The organism is Afipia sp. OHSU_II-C1 (genome assembly GCF_000497575.1).
Lineage (GTDB): Bacteria > Pseudomonadota > Alphaproteobacteria > Rhizobiales > Xanthobacteraceae > Afipia.
The window spans coordinates 58,365-82,945 of sequence record NZ_APJI01000026.1 but is presented as its reverse complement, the minus strand read 5'-3'; the positions used below and the strand labels follow the sequence as shown (position 1 = coordinate 82,945).

General features: G+C 57.5%; 22 protein-coding genes and 1 pseudogene. 14 read left to right on the top strand and 9 right to left on the bottom strand.

Going from position 1 to position 24,581, the window contains the following annotated elements; translation table 11 throughout:
• From I554_RS0124310 to I554_RS27075, 4 genes are all read left to right on the top strand, one after another.
• Entirely contained in the window at window positions 1–558 is a 558-nt protein-coding gene (locus I554_RS0124310) for a sigma-70 family RNA polymerase sigma factor (RefSeq protein ID WP_024575761.1), read from the top strand.
• Window positions 555–1,196, top strand: a complete 642-nt coding sequence (locus I554_RS0124305) for a DUF1109 domain-containing protein (protein WP_024575762.1) — start codon at window positions 555–557, stop codon at window positions 1,194–1,196. Before I554_RS0124310 ends, I554_RS0124305 begins: the two co-directional genes overlap by 4 nt.
• Window positions 1,197–1,756: 560 nt before the next feature.
• On the top strand, window positions 1,757–2,068 hold the full coding sequence (locus I554_RS27080; RefSeq protein WP_152527717.1) for a hypothetical protein: 312 nt from the start codon (window positions 1,757–1,759) through the stop codon (window positions 2,066–2,068).
• A gap of 81 nt (window positions 2,069–2,149) precedes the next feature.
• The gene (locus I554_RS27075) at window positions 2,150–2,413 is read left to right on the top strand and encodes a hypothetical protein (protein ID WP_034473580.1); all 264 of its coding nucleotides are present in this window, start codon (window positions 2,150–2,152) and stop codon (window positions 2,411–2,413) included.
• A gap of 139 nt (window positions 2,414–2,552) precedes the next feature.
• Here I554_RS27075 and I554_RS0124295 read toward each other — a convergent pair whose 3' ends face one another.
• Window positions 2,553–3,023 (bottom strand): helix-turn-helix domain-containing protein, encoded by a 471-nt coding sequence (locus I554_RS0124295; RefSeq protein WP_024575763.1) that lies wholly within the window; start codon window positions 3,021–3,023, stop codon window positions 2,553–2,555.
• Between the two features lie 94 nt (window positions 3,024–3,117).
• Between I554_RS0124295 and I554_RS0124290 the strand changes: the two genes are divergently transcribed.
• From I554_RS0124290 to I554_RS27695, 5 genes and pseudogenes are all read left to right on the top strand, one after another.
• Complete coding sequence (locus I554_RS0124290) at window positions 3,118–3,531, top strand: mercuric transporter MerT family protein (RefSeq protein ID WP_024575764.1); 414 nt, start codon at window positions 3,118–3,120, stop codon at window positions 3,529–3,531.
• 17 nt (window positions 3,532–3,548) lie between these two features.
• Window positions 3,549–3,836, top strand: a complete 288-nt coding sequence (locus I554_RS0124285; protein WP_024575765.1) for a heavy-metal-associated domain-containing protein — start codon at window positions 3,549–3,551, stop codon at window positions 3,834–3,836.
• 120 nt (window positions 3,837–3,956) lie between these two features.
• Window positions 3,957–5,396, top strand: a complete 1,440-nt coding sequence (merA, locus tag I554_RS0124280) for a mercury(II) reductase (protein ID WP_024575766.1) — start codon at window positions 3,957–3,959, stop codon at window positions 5,394–5,396.
• Window positions 5,397–5,672: 276 nt separating this feature from the next.
• Window positions 5,673–6,188 carry an alkylmercury lyase family protein gene (locus I554_RS0124275; RefSeq protein WP_244432853.1) on the top strand — a complete coding sequence of 172 codons (516 nt, stop codon included), beginning with the start codon at window positions 5,673–5,675 and terminating at the stop codon, window positions 6,186–6,188.
• A pseudogene (locus tag I554_RS27695) lies at window positions 6,170–6,485 on the top strand (efflux RND transporter permease subunit); the annotation flags it as partial. The gene I554_RS0124275 and the pseudogene I554_RS27695, both read left to right, overlap by 19 nt.
• 4,232 nt (window positions 6,486–10,717) lie before the next feature.
• Here I554_RS27695 and I554_RS26650 read toward each other — a convergent pair.
• The gene (locus I554_RS26650) at window positions 10,718–11,221 is read right to left on the bottom strand and encodes an Lrp/AsnC family transcriptional regulator (RefSeq protein ID WP_081710861.1); all 504 of its coding nucleotides are present in this window, start codon (window positions 11,219–11,221) and stop codon (window positions 10,718–10,720) included.
• Window positions 11,222–11,427: 206 nt separating this feature from the next.
• On the opposite strand from I554_RS26650, the gene alr reads away from it, so the two are divergent.
• Both alr and I554_RS0124250 read left to right on the top strand, forming a co-directional pair.
• Complete coding sequence (gene alr / locus I554_RS0124255; RefSeq protein ID WP_244432851.1) at window positions 11,428–12,546, top strand: alanine racemase; 1,119 nt, start codon at window positions 11,428–11,430, stop codon at window positions 12,544–12,546.
• On the top strand, window positions 12,543–13,811 hold the full coding sequence (locus tag I554_RS0124250; protein WP_024575772.1) for a D-amino acid dehydrogenase: 1,269 nt from the start codon (window positions 12,543–12,545) through the stop codon (window positions 13,809–13,811). The genes alr and I554_RS0124250 overlap by 4 nt, the downstream gene beginning before the upstream one ends.
• 482 nt (window positions 13,812–14,293) lie before the next feature.
• Here the strand turns inward: I554_RS0124250 and I554_RS0124245 are convergent, their stop codons facing one another.
• The 6 genes from I554_RS0124245 to I554_RS0124215 all read right to left on the bottom strand — a co-directional run bounded on the left by I554_RS0124245 (window position 14,294) and on the right by I554_RS0124215 (window position 22,003).
• Window positions 14,294–15,649: an amidohydrolase family protein gene (locus I554_RS0124245; RefSeq protein WP_029659696.1), complete on the bottom strand. Its 1,356-nt coding sequence runs from the start codon at window positions 15,647–15,649 to the stop codon at window positions 14,294–14,296.
• A 405-nt stretch (window positions 15,650–16,054) separates the two neighbouring features.
• Window positions 16,055–16,684, bottom strand: coding sequence for a DUF4105 domain-containing protein (locus I554_RS0124235; protein WP_024575775.1), 630 nt, complete (start codon window positions 16,682–16,684; stop codon window positions 16,055–16,057).
• Between the two features lie 304 nt (window positions 16,685–16,988).
• The gene (locus I554_RS0124230; protein WP_024575776.1) at window positions 16,989–18,089 is read right to left on the bottom strand and encodes an NADH:flavin oxidoreductase; all 1,101 of its coding nucleotides are present in this window, start codon (window positions 18,087–18,089) and stop codon (window positions 16,989–16,991) included.
• 138 nt (window positions 18,090–18,227) lie between these two features.
• The gene (locus tag I554_RS0124225; protein WP_024575777.1) at window positions 18,228–19,016 is read right to left on the bottom strand and encodes an enoyl-CoA hydratase/isomerase family protein; all 789 of its coding nucleotides are present in this window, start codon (window positions 19,014–19,016) and stop codon (window positions 18,228–18,230) included.
• A 50-nt stretch (window positions 19,017–19,066) separates the two neighbouring features.
• On the bottom strand, window positions 19,067–20,689 hold the full coding sequence (locus I554_RS0124220) for a fatty-acid--CoA ligase (protein ID WP_024575778.1): 1,623 nt from the start codon (window positions 20,687–20,689) through the stop codon (window positions 19,067–19,069).
• A gap of 84 nt (window positions 20,690–20,773) precedes the next feature.
• Window positions 20,774–22,003, bottom strand: coding sequence for an ABC transporter substrate-binding protein (locus tag I554_RS0124215; protein ID WP_024575779.1), 1,230 nt, complete (start codon window positions 22,001–22,003; stop codon window positions 20,774–20,776).
• Window positions 22,004–22,245: 242 nt separating this feature from the next.
• Here I554_RS0124215 and I554_RS27435 point away from each other — a divergent pair, with 242 nt between their 5' ends.
• From I554_RS27435 to I554_RS0124205, 3 genes are read left to right on the top strand one after another with little or no spacing between them, the layout of a single operon-like run.
• Window positions 22,246–22,410, top strand: a complete 165-nt coding sequence (locus tag I554_RS27435; RefSeq protein WP_192819832.1) for a hypothetical protein — start codon at window positions 22,246–22,248, stop codon at window positions 22,408–22,410.
• Window positions 22,407–23,204, top strand: a complete 798-nt coding sequence (locus I554_RS0124210; protein WP_024575780.1) for a crotonase/enoyl-CoA hydratase family protein — start codon at window positions 22,407–22,409, stop codon at window positions 23,202–23,204. The genes I554_RS27435 and I554_RS0124210 overlap by 4 nt, the downstream gene beginning before the upstream one ends.
• Before the next feature lie 50 nt (window positions 23,205–23,254).
• Window positions 23,255–24,046: an SDR family oxidoreductase gene (locus tag I554_RS0124205; protein ID WP_024575781.1), complete on the top strand. Its 792-nt coding sequence runs from the start codon at window positions 23,255–23,257 to the stop codon at window positions 24,044–24,046.
• Window positions 24,047–24,109: 63 nt separating this feature from the next.
• Here the strand turns inward: I554_RS0124205 and I554_RS0124200 are convergent, their stop codons facing one another.
• On the bottom strand, window positions 24,110–24,568 hold the full coding sequence (locus tag I554_RS0124200) for a MaoC family dehydratase (protein WP_024575782.1): 459 nt from the start codon (window positions 24,566–24,568) through the stop codon (window positions 24,110–24,112).
• Between the last annotated feature and the right edge of the window lie 13 nt (window positions 24,569–24,581).

The window sequence follows — 24,581 nt, the reverse complement described above, 5'->3', positions numbered from 1 at the left end:
ATGACGACCAACGAAATCGAACTCAAGGCACTGATGCTTGCAAGCCTGGATGGCGACGCGGCCTCACACCGCGCGCTGCTTGAGCGATTGAGCCGCCGTCTGCGCGCATATTACAAAGGCAAATTTGCGGGCATTGGAAGAGGCGCGGCAGAGGCTGAAGATCTGGTTCAGGAAGCGGTATTGGCGATTCACATCAAGCGACATACCTATGACCCCACGGAGCCGCTTACACCGTGGGTGCATGCGATCGCGCGCTACAAGTTGATCGATTTCCTGCGTCGAACTCGCGCGTCGTTCGCTGATGTGCCTATCGATGAGGCCGATCTGATCATGGCACATGACGACAATGTCAGCGCCGAGAGCACACACGACGTCAGACGGCTCATGGAGCGGTTGCCGAAAAACATGCGATGCGCCATCGAGGCTGTAAAACTGGACGGACAGAGCATAGCTGAAGCGGCAGACCGATGCGGTATCTCGGAATCGGCCGTAAAAGTGAACATTCATCGTGGGCTCAAAACACTGGCTGCCTTGATTGCCCGGGAAACCAGAACATGAAGACGGATGACTTGGTTGCCATACTAAGTGCGAACGCAGAGCCGGTAGACCGCAGATTGGTCGTTCGGACGGTTTGCATTGCGCTTGCGGCTGGAACAGTGGCGGCACTCGGCATCATGCTCGTCGGACTAGGTGTCCGCACAGACCTGATGACGGCCCGCGCCTTGATTTTTCTCCTCCTGAAGCTCGCGTTCACGGTGGGGATTGTCGGCGTCGCGTCGATCTATCTCACAAGGCTGGCGCGCCCCGGAGGGGAGCGAAGAACCTCGTCGATTTTGGTTGCAATGCCGTTCCTCGCGATTGTGTTACTTGCCGCAATCAGCCTTGCTTTTGCGCCGAGTTCCTACTGGGACAAAATGATCATCGGCGATCAGTGGCTTGAATGCCTTCTCTCGATTCCGATCATCGCAACCGTGCCTTTCGCAATTACCATCTGGGCGGTGCGAAGGGCTGCCCCAACGGATCTCGCCCGCACAGGCGCCTTCGCCGGCCTCATTGCTGGCGGCGTGAGTGCGATGGCTTATGCGCTTCATTGCATGGACGATTCATTGCCATTTGTTGCGGTCTGGTACGGTGGCACGATCGCCCTTTGCACCTTCGCAGGCGCAATATTGGGGCCGCGCTTGTTGCGGTGGTAACGGGCCTTGGTGGTCGTTTTCACGTCACCGTGAGTGTGTAACCGGCCGACGATTTGCTCCGAACTCATTTGTAGAAGCGCATGAGACACGCTTCACAATGACAAGGAGCCGGACAATGTTAACGAAACACTTTCTCACGATTTCGCTCTTGCTGCCACTTGTAGCGATATCAGCAACGGCCCACGCGGGATCGACAATTACCGACAAGAGCTATTGGCCAAATGAGGCCAGGCCGAGCGCCTACAACGCTGGTCGCTCGCAAGGCGACTTGGCTTCAGCGTTTGCATTCGACCGAAGGAAGCCACGTTCCCAGATAGCGCCGAAGGTCAGTTCCCAAGCGGCGGCGACGGTCCAGAGTGGCGGATACGTTTGGCGCTATCAAGGAGGTCCGAAATCTCCGATGATACGCACAAGAGGGAAATGATGCGCGCTATCCAAAATACGCAGCTCATCATTGATGAGCCTCCAGTGAGTGGTCTGAAGCCAGAACCGGTTGCGGATCCGGACCAATCGTTGCAACCGATTCACTCTGCATTTTCACCAAACGGAAGAGCAATTGGATGACCTTGATTGATCACAACGCAAACACCCGCGGGTCAGGCGATCGACCGCGCGATACTGTGACCAGCTATTTCACTCGGTATCGCTTGGCGCTGTATCTCTTCTCGGGCGCGGGAGTTGCTGCTGGTGTTGCGTTGAACTGGAACTGGCTGGCAGCAGCGGGGTTCCTTCCTGTCCTGGCGTTTCTCCCCTGCATGTTGATGATGTTCATGTGCATGAAACACGGGGCGCAATCGCCAAATGATCCAGGTACGGAGTCAACCAAGATCCTACCATCTCGATCAGGTAAGCCGCTTGAACCGCAACAATAGATGCGCGACCGAACCGATTGACTGGCGCGCGCAGACGCACGTCGGTTCATTCGTAAATTGGAACAGAGAGGAGAATCTTCCATGAAAACAGTTGCAACATTAGCAGTTGTTTTGTTCGCCGTTGGAACAGGCTTGGCTCTTGGTCCCGTTGCTCGCGCCCAAGATACGCCGACGCCATCGACTCCGCAGGCCAGCGATCACGGCATGATGAGCGGTGATATGAAAGCAATGATGGGTATGATGGGCCAGATGAACCAGATGATGGAGAACTGCAATCGAATGATGCAGAGCAAGAACGATCGGCGTGACGAGAAGAATCCGACGCAGAAAGGTCGACCTGGTTAGATAAAAGCCACAGAGTTTCGGGGGGGGGCACTCGAAATTTGCTCGGTCGGAATGTAGGTCGTAGCCCAGAGGTGACTTCCCAACATTGGCGGTTATTCATTGTTCCAATTGCCGACCAAGAGCATCGAAGTCGGCATATTCATCGTGGTGAAGTGCCTTTTACGGTGCGAGCGCTGGGTCGACGCGTTTGTCTTGCGACGGGCATCATCTCGAACAGCGCATCGATGATCGGACACTCCGGAACCTGATCCCGCGTGCACTGTGCAGCCATGTCCGACATCACTCGTTCGAGACGTCGCAAATCAACGATCTTCTGACGAATATCCGTGAGATGCTCGACTGTGAGCGCATGTACCTCCTCGCAACTGTAGGTGTGCCCATCGACAAGACGCAGCAATCCCCGCAACTCGTCGAGAGCAAATCCAAGTTCCCGACCGCGACGAACGAAATGCAACCGCCTCACATCGTCAGAGCCGTAGAGGCGATAACCACTCGCACTGCGGGCGGGCGACGGCATAATGCCGATCTTCTCATAATAGCGGATGGTCTCGATATTCACTCCCCTGCGCTCTGACAGCACCCCGATCGAAAAATCTTCATTCTGGTTCATTATTGGCCTCACAAACCCGTGAGAAACTCTCGCTTGACCCTGTAGTCGCTACAGGCGCTAGGGTCACCATAGACCAATCGCGGGAGCGGGCTCAATGACGATGCGAGACGAGGCGACTGTGCTGCCAAGCAAGGCGACGCCGACGCAGAAGTGCTTTGACAGCGTAGCGCTGCTGTCGGTTGGCGGCATCTTGGCGGCACTTGGCGCCGCGACCTGTTGCGTGGTGCCTTTCGCTTTGTTCCTAGCCGGCGTCAGCGGTGCATGGATCGGCAATTTGACCGCGCTCAAGGCCTATCAGCCATTGTTTATCGGGCTCGCGGTCGCATGCCTCGGCGCCGGTTACTATGTCGTCTACCGCAAACCGAAGACGGCCGATTGCGTCGAAGGCTCCTACTGCGCCAGCCCGTCATCTCGTCGGACCGCCGAGGTCGGACTGTGGATCGCAACGCTCCTGATCATCATCGCCGTATGCTTCCCCCTCATTGCTCGCCTTTTCCTCGACACCTAACAACAAGGAGACTTGCCATGAAGATTCTGCCTCTCGTCGCCCTGACCGTTGCCCTGTTCTCCTACGGTGCAGCTTCAGCCACCGAGCGAACTGTGACGCTCAATGTCGCCAACGCTACCTGTGAACTCTGCGGCCCGATCGTGAAACGCTCTCTCACTCGCGTATCCGGCGTGCTCGATGTTCAGATATCCGAGGCAGATGGGGCTGCGATTGCAAAGGTTCGGTTTGAGGATAGCCGGACGGACGTCCCGACGCTCATTACGGCGACCACCAACGCCGGCTATCCCTCGCGCATCGTGCAGTAAGGCCCGCGTCGGTATGGACCGTCGCAAAACTCATCATCATCGGGGCAGGGCGTACTCCGATTGTCTGCTGTGCGGCCCTGACTCCTGCAACGTGGATGCGAACACACGAAAGTTGAAACCATGAACGACTGCTGTACCCCGAGCATGAATGGCGGCAGCAGCCGCTACGACCTTGTTGTCGTCGGCGCCGGCTCCGCCGGCTTCTCGGCCGCGATCACTGCCGCCGAGCAGGGCGCGCGCGTTGCGCTCGTCGGGCACGGCACGATTGGCGGCACCTGCGTCAACATTGGCTGCGTGCCGTCGAAAACGCTGATCCGAGCTACAGAGACGGTGCACCACGCTGACGCCGCCCCGGCTCGGTTCGACGGCATCGAAAGCAGCGCGCGCGTGGTCGATTGGGCCGCACAGATCGCCCAGAAGGACGCGCTAGTCGCCAGCCTTCGTCAGGCGAAGTACGCCGATCTTTTGCCCGAATACAACAACATAGCCTACCGTGAAGGTCGGGCGCGCCTCGTCGAGGGAGGCGTCGACGTGGACGGTCAGCGCCTCGTCTCGGACCGCATCATCATTGCGACGGGCGCGCGGCCTGCGCTACCCACCATCCCAGGCATCGCAGAGGTTGCGCCTCTCGACAGCACGACGGCGTTGTCGCTGAAGGAGCTACCGCGCTCGATGATCGTGCTTGGCGGCGGCTACATTGGAGCTGAGCTTGCTCAGACCTTTGCACGCGCGGGCGTGGCGGTGACGCTCGTCTTCCGGAGTCGCCTCCTGCCGGAGGCCGAGCCGGAGATCGGGCAGGCGCTCGCGGGCTATCTGACCGACGAGGGGATCACGATTGTGGGTGGCTTGGCCTACGATTTCGTCCACAAAACCGAGGATGGCGGCGTCGCACTCACGATCACTCGCAACGGCGGTCCAGAGATATTGACCGCCGAGCGGATTCTTGTGGCGACAGGACGCACCCCGAATACCGAAACGCTCGGGCTTCCGGAGGTGGGCGTCGCGCAGACATCGTCTGGCGCGATCGTCATCGACGACCGCATGCGCACTTCGAAGGCCGGCATCTATGCCGCCGGCGACGTGACGGGCAGGGACCAGTTCGTCTACATGGCGGCTTATGGCGCAAAGCTTGCGGCCAAGAACGCGCTGAATAGCAACAGTCTGCGCTATGACAACACCACCATGCCCGCCATTGTCTTCACGGACCCTCAGGTGGCGAGTGTCGGTCTGACGGAATCGCAAGCCCGTGCCGCCGGGTACGCCGTGCGGACTTCTCTACTCTCGCTCGACAACGTGCCGCGTGCGCTCGCAGCGCGCGACACACGGGGCCTTATCAAGCTCATCGCGGATGGGGTAACGCGCAAGCTGCTCGGAGCGCATATTCTCGCGCCAGAGGGCGCCGATAGCATCCAGACTGCGGCCTTGGCCATCCGCTGCGGTCTCACGATTGATGATCTGTCGGAGACGATCTTCCCCTATCTCACGACCGTCGAGGGCCTGAAGCTCGCGGCACAGACGTTCGACAGGGACGTGAAGAAACTGTCCTGCTGCGCCGGGTAATGGGGCGGCCTAGTGAGGAGCGGCTATGGAATCAGAAGCGTCAGTAGCGACCGAACCTGCAGTGGAGATCAGACCGGGCGTCTTCCGTCCGGACTGGTCTGCGTTGGCAAGCGCAGCGGCACGCCAGGCGCTTGGTGGACGCATAACCGCGCGCGCGCGCCTGTTGGACCGGTGGTCCCACAGGCTCGAAGTGGTGGAAGACATCATTTGGCGAACGATCTTGCGGCTCTATGGCGAACGCGGCAGCCGCCGGAGTTCGGCGACATCGCCGTCGTGATGGGGATTACGCTGGATCGCGTAGCGATTCTTCTCCACAAATTACAGTCGCATGATCTCATCGATTTGGATCAGGCTTGCGAGCAAATCCAGCTTGCTTACCCCTTCACAGAGTCCGCCACTGAACACCGGGTCGAACTCAACGGGCATGCCTTCCACGCCCTTTGCGCGATCGACGCGCTTGGCGTTGCAGATATGTACGGCGCAGACACCACGATCTCCTCGCCGTGTCATCATTGCGGAGAGACCATCCATTTGAGGACGACGTCAAAAGGGCGGGCGCTGCACAGTGTCTCTCCAGCCAGCACGGTGATCTGGTACGACTTTGCCTATGATGGCAGCGCTGCCGCCTCTTGCTGCCCGGCGATCGCGTTTTTCTGCACGAATGAACACCTGCAGCAGTGGCTTAACGCTCAGACCCCGCGACGTGACGGAGTTCGCCCGACCGTGGACGAGGCCTTGGAGGTTGGCCGAGCAATTTTCGGACCGATACTTGTCGAGCAACGGTACGCATGAAAATCGTGTTGCCGGTGGCTCTCCTGATTATCTTCCTCTTGCTGTAGGTCAACTTCCGTTTGCCCACCGAAACCATGATCGTCATGCTGTCGTTGCCCTTCGCTTTGGTCGGCGTGGTCTGGCTGATCTGGGGTTCAATCTGTCTGTGGGGGCGTTGTCGGCTTCATCGCGCTGGCGGGCGCCGCAGCCGAACGAGCGATGCGGATCTTCCTCAATAAGGCGTTGGCGGAGATCAAAGCGCGGCGTGATGCCGAAGGTCGAGAGCTCACTCGCAGCGATCTCTACGGTGCCATCGTGGCGGAGCTGTTACCTGTGAGTATCGAAAATCTCATTCGCCGGCGGTTTCGATTTTGGCTGGTAAAATTCCCTGTTCTCGCTTAGAAAATTCCCTGTTTCTCGAAAAATCTTCCCTGTTAATTCGCGCAGGGAATGTGCGAAAAATCGCTGCGGCACAGTGCTTTCCTGCTACTAGATCGCCCTCTAAGGCCTCAAAATTGCAATTTTCCCTGTAAAATTCCCTGTTAGTAGGGAATTTGCGCGGAGACAGGTGCGATCAGCACTGCAACGCCAGCCAGCCAGTCCGGGTTTTGAAGAATATTATTTTTTAGAGGCTGAAAGGCCCGCCAACAGCGGGCTTTTCAGGCTTTCGGAGTCTCTACAGAGACCGGATTCGCGCCGCCACCTTCCGAAATCGGCCGACATTCTCCGGCTAGCCACTGAAGAATTCCCGTTTTTTGGAGACTCGCTCCAGAGACCGGAAAATAAACCACTGCGTGGGAGGCAAGCAGTGCAATCGCAGCGGCTCGCAACTGTGAACTCAAAAGCTGCGCAGACCACGATCCGACTATGTCAAAAGAAACTCCTTTCAACGAACTTTCTTGGCCGGATGTGGTCGGCGCTGGTGATTCAAGTGATGGATAAATACTATCGACATCATGATTCTACGGGCTCCTTGGATTTTCACGCATAGCCATTCTTAATTTGTGCTCTGCCTGTCGGCGGTAATCATTCAATATGTCTGACGCCAATAACGAGCAGCTTCAACCTCCGCCGAGCTGGGAAAAGTTCGAAGAGATTTGCGCTGATCTCTTTTCGCGTATCTGGGACGATCCGCAGCTGGTGCGATACGGCCGCGACGGGCAGCGGCAGAACGGCGTTGATATCTACGGCAAGGAAAATGGTGCCAGCTCCGGGGTGCAATGCAAGGGGAAGCGAACTTGGCCCCCAACGAAACTCACCGTCGCTGAAATTAGCTCCGAGGTCGAAAAAGCCAAGGAATTTCGGCCCGCATTGAAGACGTACATTATAGCCACAACAGCAGAAAACGACGTCAACGCTACAGACCGTGCGAATACAATTTCAGATGAGCACGAAAAGCAGGGGCTTTTTCGCGTCGTGGTCTTTGGATGGTCTGAGCTCGTTAGACGGCTGTACGATTATCCCGATCTCCTAACCAAGCATTTCAGTGCTATTACACTGCGGCAGATACAACGTGAAATGCCAGATGCGGTTGGTGATCGCGTCGTTGAGAAGCTTCAGCAGTCTAATCTCTTGGTCAGCATTCCTGGGCCCGAGCAAGCCCCACGCTCTCAGCCGGGAGCATTTGATGACAAACTCTCAGATGCGCTTGAGCGCGATTTTAACAGTCGCTATCAGCGGGCATTCCAACGTTCATTTTTCCCAGAGGCAGGTCACTCGCAAGAATTCATAACTCTTGCGACCGAGCTTCTTGAGGTGACCGGGCCTTCGCTGCCCGCTGACCTGCGGCGAACAATTTTGTTTCGAGCGGCGCGTTCTGCGGCCATTCAGGGCAGGATGGATGAAGCGCGTCGCTTTCTTGGCGCCGGGCAATCAATTCGTGGCTCTATTTCGGATGCTCCTGCGCAGGCGCGCATAGCCGTTGCGGAAGGGCGAGTAAACGACGCAATTCAAGGACTAAGAGATATTTCAGAAGGCGAATCCCGTGCCGTTCTCTTCAATATCATTGCCGTCGAGCGTAATGACGACGAGGCCCTGAAATGGCTGAATGACAGCGGGCTTTCGGTCTCTGATTTCAGTCCTATTGGCGTTCTTAGTATTTGCCAACTACATCTGCGCCGAACGGATTACGAGGCCGCCACCCATACGTTGGAGAAAGCAACCAGCGTTCAATTTTCTCAAGCCTCTTACCTTTATTTTCTACGTGGAGTTTTGAGATTTGCCCGGCTGCTTCCTTTGCCTGAGCGCGGCATTGCGCTTTCCGGCTTGCCTTTGGAAGTTCTAAACGCGCGGCCTGTAGTAAGTGATGCCGAGGCGATATTGGCTCTTGATGAGGCGATTAACGATCTGAGACAGGTTCTTCCACTTGCTTCAACACTTGGCCTACGTCACGCCCCTCGCATCATCGAGTCTTATATTCTTTGGTGTGAGCTCGTTCATCCAACGCGAAGAGAAGCGGCGTTGGCACAGCTCCGAAGAGATATGTCCGATAATGCTTCGGCAGTTACCCGCGTTCAGTATGCTTTCGGTCATCTGCGTGATTTTGATCCTTCTGGTCTCGAAACTTATCTAGAGCAACGCGACTCGCTCGGAGGGCTTTCCGATGATGAGTTGCGAGCCGCTATCTCGATACGCCTTCATAAAAATGACGCAGCGGGGCTTGCCTCGCTTATTGCGGCCAAGCGCTCCCAAGTCGAAGCGTCGTTCGGGAAGGAGGGCGTCCTATGGCTCGAAGTACAGGCGCTCGCCAAAAGCGGCGATGCCACTTCCGCTAGCATTGTCTTTGAAAAGAATCTCGATGCTTTCGATGAGCGGCAACGCGCGGTGCTGCGAGCTGAAATCGCGAAAGCAGAAGGGGCTGATCCGGTCACCGAGCATCTTAAGCTGTACGAAGCGGAAAAAACACCGGAGGCTCTGCGGGCTCTTGTAGCCATCCTCGTTCAGAAAAAAGATCATATCGGCATCGCTAAGTACGCTGAATTACTTTTTGCGGAAACGAAGGATTCTCAAGACCTCGTGGTAGCGGCGCAGGCTGCTAGCCGCGCGAAAGATGGAGATAATTTTGCCCGCTTGGTCGATACGCATCCATTTCTGCTCGATCATGGCATCGCGTTCTTAGTGAATTACGGATGGCAATTGGTCAGGCTCGGCCGATTGCGCGAGGCGAAGGCAATTGCCGATCGCATCGAGCAGAAGCATCCATCGGAACGGGACCTTCAACTGGAGGTAATCATTGCAATCGAAACGGGAGAGTGGGAGTCGCTTGCTGGTCCGCTTTCGGCAGTGCTTGAACTAGCTCGAAATTCCAGTGCGCTAACTCTGATCAGAGCGGCACATCTTGCGCAAGCGTCGGGGCAGGGGCATCTCATGGACCTCATTAACGCGGCTGTGGCCAAGGGGCCAGATGATCCCGGCGTTCTTATGGGTGCTTATTATCTTTTTGTCGAAGAAGGCCTTGAAGAGCAGAGGGCGGAGGCCCATGAGTGGTTTCGGAAAGCACTTTCGCACTCGGGGCCAGATGGGCCGATCCAAACCGTTCAGCTTAAGGAGCTTATCTCGAAGCAAACGGAGTGGAACAAGCACACGCGCAATGTAACTGACAACGTTGCTCGCGGCGATCTTCCTCTTTTTGTAGCAGCGGCAGGGCACCGTACCACCGTGGTAGATTTGGTGCTGCGTAATCTCATTCGTAATTCATCGCTAATAGACGGGCGGCGACGCTCTGCCATTCCACTGTTTTCCGGGCGTCGCTTACCAACAGCAACTGGAGCAATGAATTTAGTCGCACTGGACATCACCTCGCTCCTTGTTTTGGGTTGGCTCGGTATTCTTCAGAAAGTTGTCGACAGCTTCACGACCATCATTCTGCCCGCTGGCGTTCTATTTGAGCTTTTTGAAGGTCGTAGACGAATTTGCCAGACACAGCGGACGCGCCTCCAAAAGGCAAATGAGGTACGTGACGCCATCGCCAAAGGGCATTTAAAGGTATTGCGAACGCCGAGTCTCGCCCGCGATCCGTTGTCTACCGAAGTCGGCGTGGAACTGAGCGCTCTTATCTGCGAAGCAAGAGCCATTGGTGGAATTGTCATCCGTTCTGCGCCCGTTCATCAGATCGGCCAGGGAGAACAGGCAGACGCCGATATGGCGCCTTACGCCGATGTTCTTTGCGATATGCACGGTCTTTTAAATGCGCTGAGCGATCTCAATGTCCTCGATGAAGAGACCGAGAAGTCTGCGAAGCAATACTTCAATTTGCAAGACAAAGGGTGGGCGGCTCCAGTTATACCAGGCCCGAACAGCTCCCTCTTTTTAGATGGTATGTCGCTCGTTTATTTACAGCATACTGGCTTATGGCGAACGTTTCTTGAAACGTTCCATACCATTTACATTCACGTTTCGACCGAAGAAGAGGCCAACGTTCTGATCGAATACGATCACAGCGTAAATGACGTTATGCGGATAATTGACGATATTCGCAACGTTTTGCGACGCGCTAATTCGGCGGGGCGTGTTGTCTTTGGCCAGAAACGCAATGCAGCTGGCGATGCCGATCAGGATGCCGCTGAGTCGACAATAAGTTTGGTATCGAATCTTAAGGGCGCCAAAGTCTCGCGGGAGACGCTGCGCATGGCGAAGCTCGAATGCAGGCGTGCTACACCCGGCATGCGCGACAGATGTTGCTTGTGAATGCGTTCGTAGTCTTCCATGTCGCGTGCCTGGACCTGCACAAGATAATCATCGCTTCCTGACATCAGGTAACAAGATACGACGTCGGAACATTTTTCAATCTCCCTTTCAAACGCGGTAAGTGCGTCCTCGTTTTGACGATCTAGGGTAATGTGGACGAGCACAGTCATCAAAAAGCCGAGCCCGGCCGCATCGATATCCGCAGAGTAACCGCGAATGATGCCGGCCTTCTCGAGGAGCTGCAGCCGCCTCGCGCAGGCGGTGGGCGAGAGCCCGACGCGCTCGGAAAGAACGACCTGACTGATGCGGGCATCCTGCACGAGTTCACGCATGATTTTCCGGTCGATTGAGTCAGTTTCCACCATCATAAAAATGAGCCCCTGCTGTCGACGCAGGAATACGCCAAATAATAGCCAATGTCCGCTATTTTCATGAATAATATCGTGGCTTAAGGCAATATTTCGCTGAGAATCCCTCCTGTGCTGCTGGCATTCTGCGTCTGAAGGTGCCTTTGCTGGGGTGGATTCGAGTGGCGGGTTCGATAACAAAAAACGGTGCTCTGCACGCAGGCGCGGTGCTGACAATTGATCTCAACGCGGTGCGCTGGAACTACCGATTTCTCAGGGGCAAGCTCGGCGCACGCGTGAGGTGTGGCGCGGTGCTGAAGGCCGATGCCTATGGGCTCGGTGCACGACACATCGGCCCGGTGTTGCATGCCGAGGGCTGTCGAGATTTTTTCGTGGCGCATCTCGACGAAGGACTTCGGCTTTCGCCGCATTTGTCCGAGTCATCGATTTACGTTCTGAACGGCCTTCCGAGCGGCGGTGAGGCCGACTGTGCGGAAGCCGGACTCATTCCTGTTCTCAACTCTTTCGATCAATGCCTTGCCTGGTCGATGCATGCTCGCGATCTGGGGAGACGGCTTCCGGCCGTTATCCAGTTCGACAGTGGAATGAACCGTCTGGGCATGTCGCAGCGAGAGATTGCGGGCTGGGTCAAAGGCGGCTCCCAATTTGCAAACGTGGATATCCGGTTTGTCATGAGCCATCTGGCATGTGCGGACACGCCATCTCATGCAGCAAATGCGATGCAGCTTGCAAGATTTCGACGGCTTGCCGAGCATTTTCCCGGATTGCCGCGGTCACTGGCGAACTCGGCAGCAATCTTTCTTGGTAAGGATTTTCATTGCGATGTCGTGCGGCCGGGAGCCGCGCTTTATGGTGTTAACCCGATTCCTGCGCGCAGCAATCCGATGCGGGCGGCGGTCCGGTTGTCCGCAACGGTCGTTCAAATCAGAGAATCCGACAAAGGCGATCATGTCGGCTATGGTTGGGATTTCCGAGTAAGCGGGCCGACGCGTCTCGCAACGCTGTCGATCGGTTATGGCGATGGCCTGCATCGCAGGTTCGGTGAAGGCGGCGTTGTGCATTTCGAAGGCCATCGGCTGGCTGTTGCCGGGCGCGTGTCGATGGACAGCATCACGATCGATGTCAGCGAGCTTCAACCTGACCGTCTCCGACCTGGCTCGCAAGTCGAGATTATTGGCGATCATCAGTCCGTCGACGACCTGGCCGGAGCGATCGGCACCATCGGCTACGAGGTCCTGACGGCTCTAGGCCATCGGTATGAACGAAATTATGTAGGCACTGCCGAGGTATCGCGGGCCGAACTTGTCGGAGAATTGCAGGCATGAAGGTTCTGGTCATGGGCGCCGGCGTTATCGGCGTGACGACATCCTATTATCTCGCAAAGGCGGGTTTCGAAGTGACGGTGATCGACCGTCAGCCGGGTCCTGCTTTGGAGACTAGTTTTGCTAATGCCGGCGAGGTGTCGCCAGGCTATGCATCGCCGTGGGCTGGTCCCGGTGTTCCGGTGAAAGCGGTGCGGTGGATACTTGATCGTTATGGTCCGCTCGTAGTACGGCCGCAGGCTGATCCCGCGATGTGGCGCTGGATGCTCCAGATGTTGCGCAACTGTACGGCGGTGCGTTACGCCGTCAACAAGTCGCGCATGGTTAGCATCGCCGAATACAGCCGCGATTGTTTGCGTGCACTGCGCGCCGATATCGGCATTACCTATGATGAGCGCAGCCAAGGCACACTTCAGTTATTTCGAAAGCAATCGCAACTCGACAGCATTGGCGGCGATGTCGAGGTTCTGCGTCAGTACAACGTGCCCTTTGAGGTGCTGGATCGTGACGGGTGTGTGCATGCGGAGCCGGGACTGGCCGCAGTACGAAGCACTTTTGTTGGCGGTCTGCGTCTGCCTGACGATGAGACCGGCGATTGCCAGATGTTTACCGAGCGTCTCGAAAAGATCGCCGCCGGCCTCGGCGTTCGGTTCATTTATGATACGACGATAAAGTCGATTGATGTTGACGGCAAGCGTTTGATCCATGTCACGACAGACAAAGGAATATTCGCAGCTGACAAATACGTAATGGCGCTCGGCAGTTTCTCGCCGTTGCTGTTGCGTCCGCTGAACATCGATATTCCGGTTTATCCGGTTAAGGGTTATTCGATCACTGTGCCGATTATTGACGACGCATCGGCGCCGCAGTCAACGGTGATGGATGAGACCTACAAGGTTGCGATCACGCGGCTTGGGGATCGCATTCGTGTCGGAGGCACTGCTGAAGTCGGCAGTTATAAGGTGAATTTGCCGCCGGATCGGCGTGCGCCACTTGATCGTTCTCTGAGGGATCTGTTCCCGAACGGTGGAGACCTGTCTTGCTCCACATTCTGGAGTGGCTTGAGGCCGATGACGCCGGACGGCCCACCCGTCATCGGCCCAACGCGTTTCGACAATCTCTATCTGAATACAGGCCACGGCACATTGGGTTGGACGATGGCCTGTGGTGCCGCGCGCGTGGTATCTGATCAAATCGCTGGGCGGAGACCAGAAATCGCAACTGATGAGCTCTCGATCCGCCGCTATCAGGAAGCGGTGAAACATTAACAGCCACTGTTTGGCGCAGGTCCGGTATTGTCGCATCCAAGGTCTGCGCGGTCCCGGCCGACATTCTCTGACCAGCCGTTTAAAAATTCCCGTTCTAGAGTCGTGCGCAAGAGATGGGCGAATCACTGCGTGACCGGGCGCGCAGTCGCGACTTGGCGATGCTCGTGCTGGCGCAGAGTTCCGGCCTCGTGCATTTCGAGATTTTGGTCTTGCTCCGAAATCTTTGCTCCGTGCTCATGAACAGGAGCGGCAATGCGCACGAGCGTCAGTTGAATGCAAGATTCAGCGCCGGCCCGACGAACTGCGGCCTGATCCGCCCACGGTCGGTCCACGCGGCGGATTGCCGGCTGGGGAGACGGTGGGGCCGCGGGGCGGCGTTGCAGATCCATTCGACGACACCGTGGGACCTCGCGGCGGCTGCGTTGTGCTGCCCGGTGCATACAGATTCTGATGGCCGGGATCGCGCGGGCCTCGCGGGCGAATTATCTGGGCAGCGCGTCCTTGAAGATCACGCCGTCTTTCATGATGACCGGAAAATTCTTCGGGTCCGCGACGAGGTTGATATTTTCGAGCGGGTTGCCGTCGACCAGCAGCAGGTCGGCAAGTGCGCCTTGCTCCACTACGCCGAGCTTGCCGGGGTAGGGGTTGCGTTTGCCGGACAGCGCCAGCAGTTCGGCGTTGGTCGATGTCGCCATGATCAACGTCTCGGCAGGCGTGTACCAGCGTGTCAGCGAGGCCAGAATGGCTCCCTGCTGCTGCGCTAGCGCGCGGGAGAACAGGACGTCGGTACCCCACGCCGTCTTGAGCTTGTACTTCTTTGCCAGTTCGTAAGACCGCGCGATGCCGGGCCAGACCTCATCCGCCTTGGCGCGCTGGACCGAACCCACCGGAAAGCCCAGCCTCAAGGCCTCGGGGAGCGGCTGCATGCTGACCCAAATCCCCTTCTCGGCAAGCAATTTGGCGGTTGCTTCGTCCATCAGCGTGGCGTGCTCGATACACTTCACGCCGGCCGCGACGGCTCCCTGGATCGCATTTGGCGTAAAGGCGTGCGCGGCGACATAGGTGCCCCAATTCTCGGCCGCTTCAACCGCGGCGCGCAGTTCAGGTCCGGTGAAGGTGGTCACGTCGATCGGGCTGAAGGGAGAGGAGACCCCGCCGCCCGCCGTCAGTTTGACCTGGGAGGCTCCTTGCATGAGTTGTTCGCGGGCGCGCACGCGGACCTCGTCGGGGCTGTCCGCGACCATGGCACCGCCGAGCTTCTCCATCCGGCTGAGCATGCCGCCGATGGTGCGGGGCAGTTCGATCAGTTCACGGAAATCGCCATGTCCGCTGGTGACGGTGATCATGGCGCCGGACGGATAGATGCGCGGACCCTTGACGATGCCGTCGTCGATGGCGCGCTTGAGGCCGAACGCTGGGCCGCCGACGTCACGAACGGTGGTGAAGCCGCGCATGAGGGTGTCGGTCGCCTCGTCACCCGCCATAAGATTGTTGTAGCCGACGTCACCGAAAGCCTGTGCCGGTGTTGCCCGTACCAGCATCGCGTGCCAATGGGCATCGATCAGGCCCGGCATCAGCGTTCTGCCGCCCCCGATGATGATCTTGGTGGTCGCGCTGCGATTAGCCGGAATGGGCGAAGTGGAAATCCGTTCGATCTGATTGCCGCGAACCACCACATGCGACGGTGCGGATAACTGCGCGCTCTTGCCGTCGAAAATCCGGACGTTTTCAAAAATTGTCACGGGCGCGCCGTCTTGCGCGCCCGCCTGCGTAGGCGCCCCGAGTGCCAAGGCTGAAAGTATTGGCAGAGTCACGGCAAATTTGCGCGCTGTTCTCATTGTCGCCTCCTGCAATACATTCCTTTCACGTGCTCCATAGTCTGTTCATGGGGCGGCGGCCGGACCCACGGAGAAGGACGTGCCGTTGTGTCCGACCGTCCATGCACGCGCTGCACTTAAACAGCAGGTGATCGTTGTGAAGGTGGTAACGCGCTCATGCGATGGTGATGCTTTGCGCGGTTGTGCCCGATATCAGTTGTGGCGTCAGCTCCGCAATGAACGCGACGCCAGCCACCAAGATGAACGCTAGAATTTTATTCATATGCGTGTCTCCGCCGCTGCCCGTCTCGCAGTGAGCCGCAAGCGCGTCAGGGTCCGAGACTAGCAAGGCGTCAGACATTAGCAACAGTGCTGTGCCTGTCGCTTCCGGTCCGCGAGCTTCGGTGCAATCGGCGGCGGAGTGTCTCAGGGATGCACTGTGGGCAGCGATGCCCGGATGCGTTCCGGGAAATCGGATGCGCCATCAGCGGCTCGCGCCGCCTCGTTAATCAGGGAACGCCGCCGGAGTTCATCAAACGGCAGTGTCGTGTCAACCCGGCCCGAGTGGTAGAGGTAGCTGTCGATCAGACCATTAAGGAGATGGCGGATGTCAATCCGGCCGGCTCGTCCGGCGGCATTCGCGTAGCGGATAATGTTGATCGTGCAACTGTTGGTGAGCAGGTTATAGAATTCCGGCCGGTCGGCGAGCTCGTTGATCCGCGTCAGGTAGATCAGCAGCAGCCGGCGGGCGTCGTCTGCCGAAGCGTTGAGACGATAGAGATAGACCGGCTCCCGCCGATGGTTGGTGCGTACGCCGACCAGGTCGCGCTCACTGCCCACCAGATAGATCAACTCGAATTTCTTGAATAGCGAGGCGACTGGCGCAAAGCCCTCACCAATCTCTGGCCGTGTTTCAATGGAGATGCTCAGCGGCGGCGCGTTGTCGAAGGTGAAACTTACGAAAGTGTGTCCGACCGATCCTTCGGTGAAGTAGGACACGTAGAAATCGAGGCCGGTCAGATGCGATAGCGACACCTCGCGCTCCTCCCACTGCACCGTAAAATCGTTTCGGCTACGATAGTGTGCCACTCAGTCGCCGGTTGACAGCAATCACCAAAGGCGTGTCGATAAATGACAATCCACTCTCCGGGGTTGGTCCCGTGGCGGTTTGTATGGCGTTATTACTGTTTCACTCGTGGGACTGTTGCCGCTCCCCCGCCGGGCCGGGCCATGTCACACGATATCTGAATCGTGGTGAAGGTCTGATGACCTCGGCCGACCCTCGCCATATCGCGGCACGAGATTCAGGACCGCGCGAGAGCGATCACCTTTCTCCGTCTGTAACGAACGCAGTCGCTGTTCAAAGCGCTCCCATTGCCTTCGGCGAGAAAGGCGCAAGTTCTGCAAAACGCCTGTCGCGCACCTTGGCCGTCCAGTTCGGATCAGTAATCAGCGCACGACCGACCGCGACCAGATCGAACTCGTTGCTCGCGAGCCGTGCTTCAAGCTCGCCAAGGTCGCCGACTTCCGCGCTTTCGCCCTTGTAGGACTGAATGAAATCGCCGCCTTTCAGCCCTACTGATCCCACCGTAATCGTCGGCTTGCCAGTCAGCTTCTTGCTCCAGCCGGCGAGGTTGAGATCGGAGCCCTCGAATTCTGGCTCCCAGAACCGCCGCGTCGAGCAATGAAATATATCGGCACCGGCATCGACCAGTGGCTGAAGGAACGTCGCGAGTTCATCCGGTGTATGCGCCAGCTTTGCGCTGTAGTCCTGCTGCTTCCACTGGGAGAACCGGTGAATGATGACGAACTCCGGCCCCACGCGCTGCCGGATTGCCTTGATGATGTCGGCGGCGAAGCGGGTGCGCTTGACGAGATCTCCGCCGTAATCGTCGCTGCGGCGGTTAGACTGTTCCCAGAAGAACTGGTCCACCAGATAGCCATGAGCGCCATGAAGTTCGACCGCATCAAAGCCGATTTCCTTGGCGGCTGCAGCCGCCTTCGCGAAAGCCTCGACGGTGTCGGCGATATCCTCGTCTGTCATCGGCTCGGCGACCTGCTTGCCAGAGCCTGACAATCCGGATGGGCCGTCGGATTTGCCTTCCGGGCGCGGTCCGGTGCCTGGCTTGCGTACCATGCCCTGATGCCAGATTTGCGGTGCAATCTTTGCGCCGGCCGCATGCACCTCTTTCACCACACGGCGCCAGCCGTCGAGGCTCTTCTGGGCGTAGAAGTTCGGGATATTCGGATCATTCGATGCACCTGCGCGATCCACAGTCGTGCCTTCGGTGATAATCAATCCGACGCCACCTTCCGCGCGGCGGCGATAGTAGGCTACGACATCCTCACCGGGCGTCCCGTCCGGGCTTTTGGATCGCGTCATCGGCGCCATCACAACGCGGTTCGGCAATGAAAGCGATTTGTGCTGGAAAGGACGGAACATCGGGTTTGTGGTCGTCATGAAGCCCTCGCGAAAGGTTGGCTGGCGATTTCTGCTGAAAATTGTGTGATTGCGGATCCCACAACGTCAATTCAAAACGGTGGCGCGGCAGCTATGCAATGCCCTCGGCAAGCACATCCGGCTCATCCGGATTGTCCTCTAGGCTCCCCGGAAGGCAACCTTGCCGCGAAAATCCTTGGAGCCGTGCTCGACCACGGCTTGCACACCGGCCTTGAAGTCCGCGCTGTCGAAAAGTGGTGGGCCAAGATCGAGCAGCAATTCGTCCGCGGCGCGCACGCCGTGGTCCAGGAACGCCCGCATCAGGCGCTTGGTCGCTGCATGAGCTTTGGTCGGCCCGTTGGCCATGTTTCTGGCCCATGCCATGGCTTCTGCTTGCAGTGAGGCCCGAGGAACAACCCGGTTGATGATGTTCCAGCGTTCGAACGATGCGGCGTCATAAAAATCGCCGGTAAAGCAGATCTCGCGCGCGCGGGCTGGACCGCAGCGCTCGGCCAGAAGATACGCGCCGCCAAGATAGGTCGCAGCACCGATGTGTTGTTCAACCTGCGCAAATTTCGCATCATCAGCGGCGATGATGACGTCACATCGCAACGCGATTTCGAGCGCGGCCGCGAGGCAAAGTCCCTGAACGGCGCAGACGACCGGAATGTTCAGACCTTCCAGCCTTGTGCAGATCGGAATCCCCTGGCTCAGCATCTGACGGGCGCCCTTGCTGTCGACACCGACAAAGGTGGTCTTCACGTTGACGCCGCAGCCGAAGTGATCGCCCGCCGCCTGGACCAGGAGTGCGCGGACGTCGGACGCCTCAACCTCATCGAGAACTGCTTCGAAAGCCGAAAAAAGGGCGTTATCGGCAAGGTTGATCGGCGGATTGTCGATTGTGATGATGCCGATATTCGCCTGCCTTTCGAAACGCACAGAACTCATTTTCGTCTCCTGCTGATAAGTCCACTGATCTCGATGTGCATGCCGCTGGGTTAAATGCCGGTAAGTCGATAACTTTGAAACTGCTCTCGCAGTTCGGTCTTCTTGATTTTTCCGGTTGCGGTGTGCGGAATCGCATCGACGATGGCGACATCATCTGGCATCCACCACTTCGCGATCTTGCCTTCCATGAAGCGGAGAATGTCGGGACCCTTCGTCTTTGAGTCCGGTTTAAGCTGGACGATGAGAAGGGGCCGCTCGTCCCATTTGGGATGACGAATGCCGATGACTGCAGCCTCCAGCACGTCGGGGTGACCGGCGGCCAGATTTTCGAGATCGATCGAGGAGATCCATTCCCCGCCTGATTTGATGACATCCTTTGAACGATCGGTGATCCGCATATAAGCGTGGGCGTCGAGGGTGGCGACGTCTCCAGTATCGAAGAAGCCTTCATCATCAAGGATATCGTCGGTGACCCGATAGTACGCTTTGGCGATGGCCGCCCCGCGCACTTTCAAACGCCCGAATGCCTTGCCATCCCGTGGCAGCTTTTTGCCGAAGTCGTCCGTGATCTTCATCTCGACCAGGAACGGCGGAAAGCCCTGGCTGGAAAGTCGATCGATCTTGTCCCGGCCTGAGAGATTGTCGAATGGCGGTTTGAGAGCCCCAATCGAGCCGATCGGGCCCATCTCGGTCATGCCCCAGCCCTGACTCGCCGGAATTCCCATGCGCTCAAAAGCCTCAATCATGGTGGGTGGCGGGGCCGCACCTCCAATTGTCAAACGCTTGAGATCTGGCAGCCGCAGGTTGTTGGTTTCCATGTGTTGCTGAAGCATGAGCCACACGGTCGGCACACCGGCAGTCAGCGTGACCTTTTCATCGCGGAGGAGTTCGTAGATCGATGCTCCGTCCATTTTTGCGCCCGGAAACACCAGCTTGGTGCCTGTCATCGGAGCATGGAATGCCAGTCCCCAACTGTTGGCGTGAAACAGCGGGACAACAGGCAACACAGTATCGGCGGACTTCAGGCCGATGACGTCGGCCTGTGCAACCATCAGTGAATGCAGCACGTTGGAGCGATGTGAGTAGAGTACTCCCTTCGGATCTCCCGTCGTTCCGGATGTGTAGCAAAGCCCGGCCGCCGTATTTTCGTCGAACGATTTCCATTCGAAATCGCCGTCGACGCTATCGATCCAGTCCTCATAAGCGATTGCGCCGCGCAGGCTTGTCGCCGGCATATGTGCGCGATCGGTCAGGATCACAAAGCGTTCGATCGAGGAAAGATGCGGTGCGATTTTTTCCAGCAGCGGCACGAAGGTGAGATCGGTCAGGAGAACCCGGTCCTGCGCGTGATTGGCGATCCATGCAATCTGCTCAGGAAACAGCCGCGGATTGATCGTATGGCAGATGGCGCCGATGCCCATGATCCCATACCAAGCCTCGAGATGACGCCACGTGTTCCAGGCGAGCGTCGCGACGCGGTCTCCGAGCCTGATGCCATCGCGATCCAGCCGCTGCGCAACCTTCAGGGCGCGCGTTCGGATGTTCAGGTAATTGGTGCGGTGTATCGGTCCTTCAACCGATCGGGTCACGACTTCTCGCGTCGGATGGCAGTCCGCGGCGTGATCGATGATACGGTGGCACAACAGCGGCCAATCCTGCATCAATCCTAACATGGTGCGAAGCTCCTTTAGTTCTTGTCCTGTAGTCAAAAAGAACCCGGCATTCGATGAACGAGTGCCGGATTAGTCCGGGTGGAGCTACATAGGTTTGTTTTCGCTGCTGAGAATTGGGCCGAACAGCTCCCACTGATCCTTGGAAAAGCGAATCATCTGAAGCTGCTCGATCGGCCGGTAGTCGTTCGCGCTCGTCTTCACGCGAATGCCCGGCAAAAGCATATTCACGTCCATATCGAGATTGGCGGCCTGTTTCATAACGTTTTCGCGGGTCAGGTCGTCGCCGCACTGCTTTAGCACCTGCACCATGATTTGCGTGACCGCGTACCCATAGACATAGAGGCTATCGGCCCGGTCCGCGTCCGGCAGATACTTGTCCATGAACGCGTTCCACTCGATCATCCCGCGATCGCTCTTCCATTTCGGATCGGTAGCGTCCTTCAGGTAATAGGCACTGAGCACGCCCTGCGCATTCTCGAAGCCAGCAGGCTTGATGACGCCTCCAATTGTGGTCGCGACCTGCGGGATGATCTGAACGACCTTCCAGTTAAGCTCGCCGACCTTCCGGATGCTTTGTGCGACGAACTTTGGTGTTCCGATATTGATGAAGACCGTCGGATTCGCAGCTTTGATTTGTACGATCTGGGAATCGATGGTGGGCGCCGAGACTTCGAAGGGCACTTCGGCGACGATCAGCTTTCCGGCCTTTTCGCCGAGCGCTTCCTTTAGACCAATCAGATAGTCTTTTCCAAAGTCGTCGTTCTGATACAGCACGCCGATTTTGGCGTCCGGATAAGTCGCGAGGATATACTGCGCGTAGATTCGCGCTTCGCCGCGATAACTCGGCAGAAGTGCCATGGTCCAAGGATAGTTTGCAGGGTCAGCCCATTTGTCCGCGCCGCTCGTCACGAACAGTTGTGGCACCTTCCTCTGGTTCATGTACTTGTGGATGGCAGTGTTGCCTGGCGTGCCGAGGTTGCTCAGCAAAAGCAGAACCTCGTCGCTCTCAATCAGCTTTCGGGCCTGTTCGACGGTCTTTGGCGGACTGTAGCCATCATCATAAGAAATATAGGTGATCGTACGGCCATTGATGCCGCCGCCGTCGTTGATCATCTTGAAGTAGGCAGCTTGCGCCTTCGCGATGGCTGAATAGGCCGACGCCGGACCGCTATGCGGAGATGTGTTGCCGATTTTGATCTCGGTATCGCTCGCTCCAGGATCGTACCGCTTCTGCGCGAATGCCGGATCGCTCGTGGCGAGCCCATATGCTACGATCAGTCCAAGCGCGATTTTTGTGAGTGTCTTGAAATTCATGATGCCCTCCCAGGCCTTACGACCTTGCGTCGCCTTTTTCGGCTTTTGGCAAAGTCGCGTAACCTAAGCAGGGGGTGTTTGCCGGCCCCAACGAAAATCTTGAACTGGCGCTATTCAACCGTGAGGCGCAAGCAAGCCGATCTCCGATCATTCATAGATGAATAGCGGTTATTCACAATTTTAGTAGCTGGATGCAGTATCGGCTGCTCTGATCACACCCAGAACGTCCGATGCCCGGTCGGATGGCGAAGGATAATGCAGGAACTCTGGATGGAGTATTCGGAAAACCATCCGATTTCATGCCCGCCGGTCCAGCTTTAGCCGAAAAGCGCACCGTCTCTCATGATGGACCGCCGATCTTAATGTCGGGCGACTTGATCAAGACAATTCAGGAGGAAACAACGTGAGTGAGACAAAAGCTGCCGTGGGGCAGGTTCGAACCGAGGTGCACGGTCATGTACTGAAGATCATTATCGACAACGCGGCCAAAAAGAATTCCTTCAGCCCGCAGATGATGAATCAGATGTCCGATGCGCTTACCCTTCTGCATAATACTGACGATTACTGGGTCGGTGTGGTCTGTGCAGAGGGGAGCGACTTCACTGCCGGTCTTGATATGCCGAAGTTCTTCGGTCCGACAGCGGACAAGGACGCGCTCAAGCTAAAGGAAGGCAATGTTGACACGTTCGCGCTTCAAAAGCGTTGCCGAAAGCCGGTTGTGACGGCGGTTCAAGGCATCTGTTTCACGATCGGCATTGAAATGATGCTTGCGGGCGATATCGTTATCGCGGCCAGTGACAGCCGTTTTTGTCAGATGGAATCCAAGCGCGGCATCGCTCCGCTGGGCGGCGCGCATTTTCGCTTTTTGACGCGCGCTGGTTGGGGCGACGCAATGTATCATCTCTTCCTTTGCGATGAATTTTCGGCGGAGCGAGCCTACAAGATCGGTCTGGTCCAGGAGGTCGTGAGCCCTGGCCAGCAGATCCAGCGCGCAATGGAGATTGCGCAGACGATCGCAAAAAATGCGCCGATCGGAATTCAGGTCACAAAGGAAGCCGCACTGAAGTTCATCGAGAGCGGCGAGCGGTCCGCAATCGACTACATTCCCAAGATCAGGGATCGCGTGTTCAACAGCGAAGACTTCAAGGAAGGTATCCAATCCTTCGTCGAGCGCCGCGCCGCGGTATTCCGCGGAAAGTAGCCGCATCCGAGACGGCAACCATTCAACTCATCAGAGGAACGACAAACGATATGGGAAGCATCAAGAAGGCATTCGATCTGACCGGCAAGACCGCACTCGTTACAGGGGGCTCGCGCGGACTTGGGCTTCAGATCGCCGAAGCACTTGGCGAGCAGGGGGCGAAAATCGTCCTCTCGTCGCGCAAGGCCGGTGATCTGGAAGAAGCTCAGGGCCATCTCGCCAAGCTCGGCATCAAGGCGGACTGGATCGCAGCCGATAACTCCAAGGACGAAGATATCAAGCGGCTCGCGGACGGAGCGATCGCCAAGCTCGGCAAGGTCGACATCCTCGTGAACAACGCCGGCGCGACATGGGGAGCGCTGACCGAAGACCATCCTATCGAAGCATGGGACAAGCTTATGAACCTCAATATCCGCGCGCTGTTCGTGCTTAGCCAGCAGATCGGCAAGAAATCGATGATTCCCAACAAGTACGGGCGGATCATCAATATCGCGTCGGTTGCGGGCCTGTTCGGCAGCAGCGGTGAGATGCAGACGATCGCCTACAACACCAGCAAAGGTGCGGTGGTGAACTTCACCCGCGCTCTTGCGGGGAGTTGGGGCCGACATGGCATCACGTCCAACGCGCTTGCGCCGGGTTTCTTCCCGTCGAAAATGACCAAGGGAGTCATCGCATCGGTCGGTGTCGACAAGTTGACCGAAGGCGTGCCGCTTCGCCGCCTTGGCGACGATGACGATCTCAAGGGTGCTGCGCTATTGTTCGCCAGCGACGCCGGAAAGCATATCACCGGGCAGATCCTGGCCGTCGATGGCGGTCTGACGGCCGTGCTGTCGTCGTCCTGAACGATCAAAAGCCCGGCCCGAGTGCGGGCCGGGCTTTTGATGCATCGCGCCGTGGCTGCGTGATTAAGGGATGATGAGAGCGAGACTCTCCGCCACCAGAGCTGGCGACTGGCTGTTTTCAATCTCCAGAGTTGCCTTGCTCCTGATCAGGAATTGCCCGTTGTCTTTCGGCTCGATGCCGGCCAGAGCCAGTTGCAGGCGAACGCGCTCGCCTGCCTTTACCGGCGTAATGAATCTGACTTTGTCCAGCCCATAGTTGATCACCGCAGAAGCATCTGCGGGAGCCAGCCCCAGCTTCATTGCCAGTGCCGCGACCAGCGAGAGGCTGAGGTATCCGTGCGCGATCGTGCCGCCGAACGGGCTTTCTTTCCTGGCTCGATCAATATCGACATGAATCCACTGCCGATCGCCGGTGCACTCCGCGAACTGGTTGATCCTGGATTGGTCGACATCGACCCAATCCGAAGCTCCGAGGCTCTGGCCAACGAAGTCCTTTACGTTGGCGAGCGTGATTTCCATCATGTCAGTTAGCACC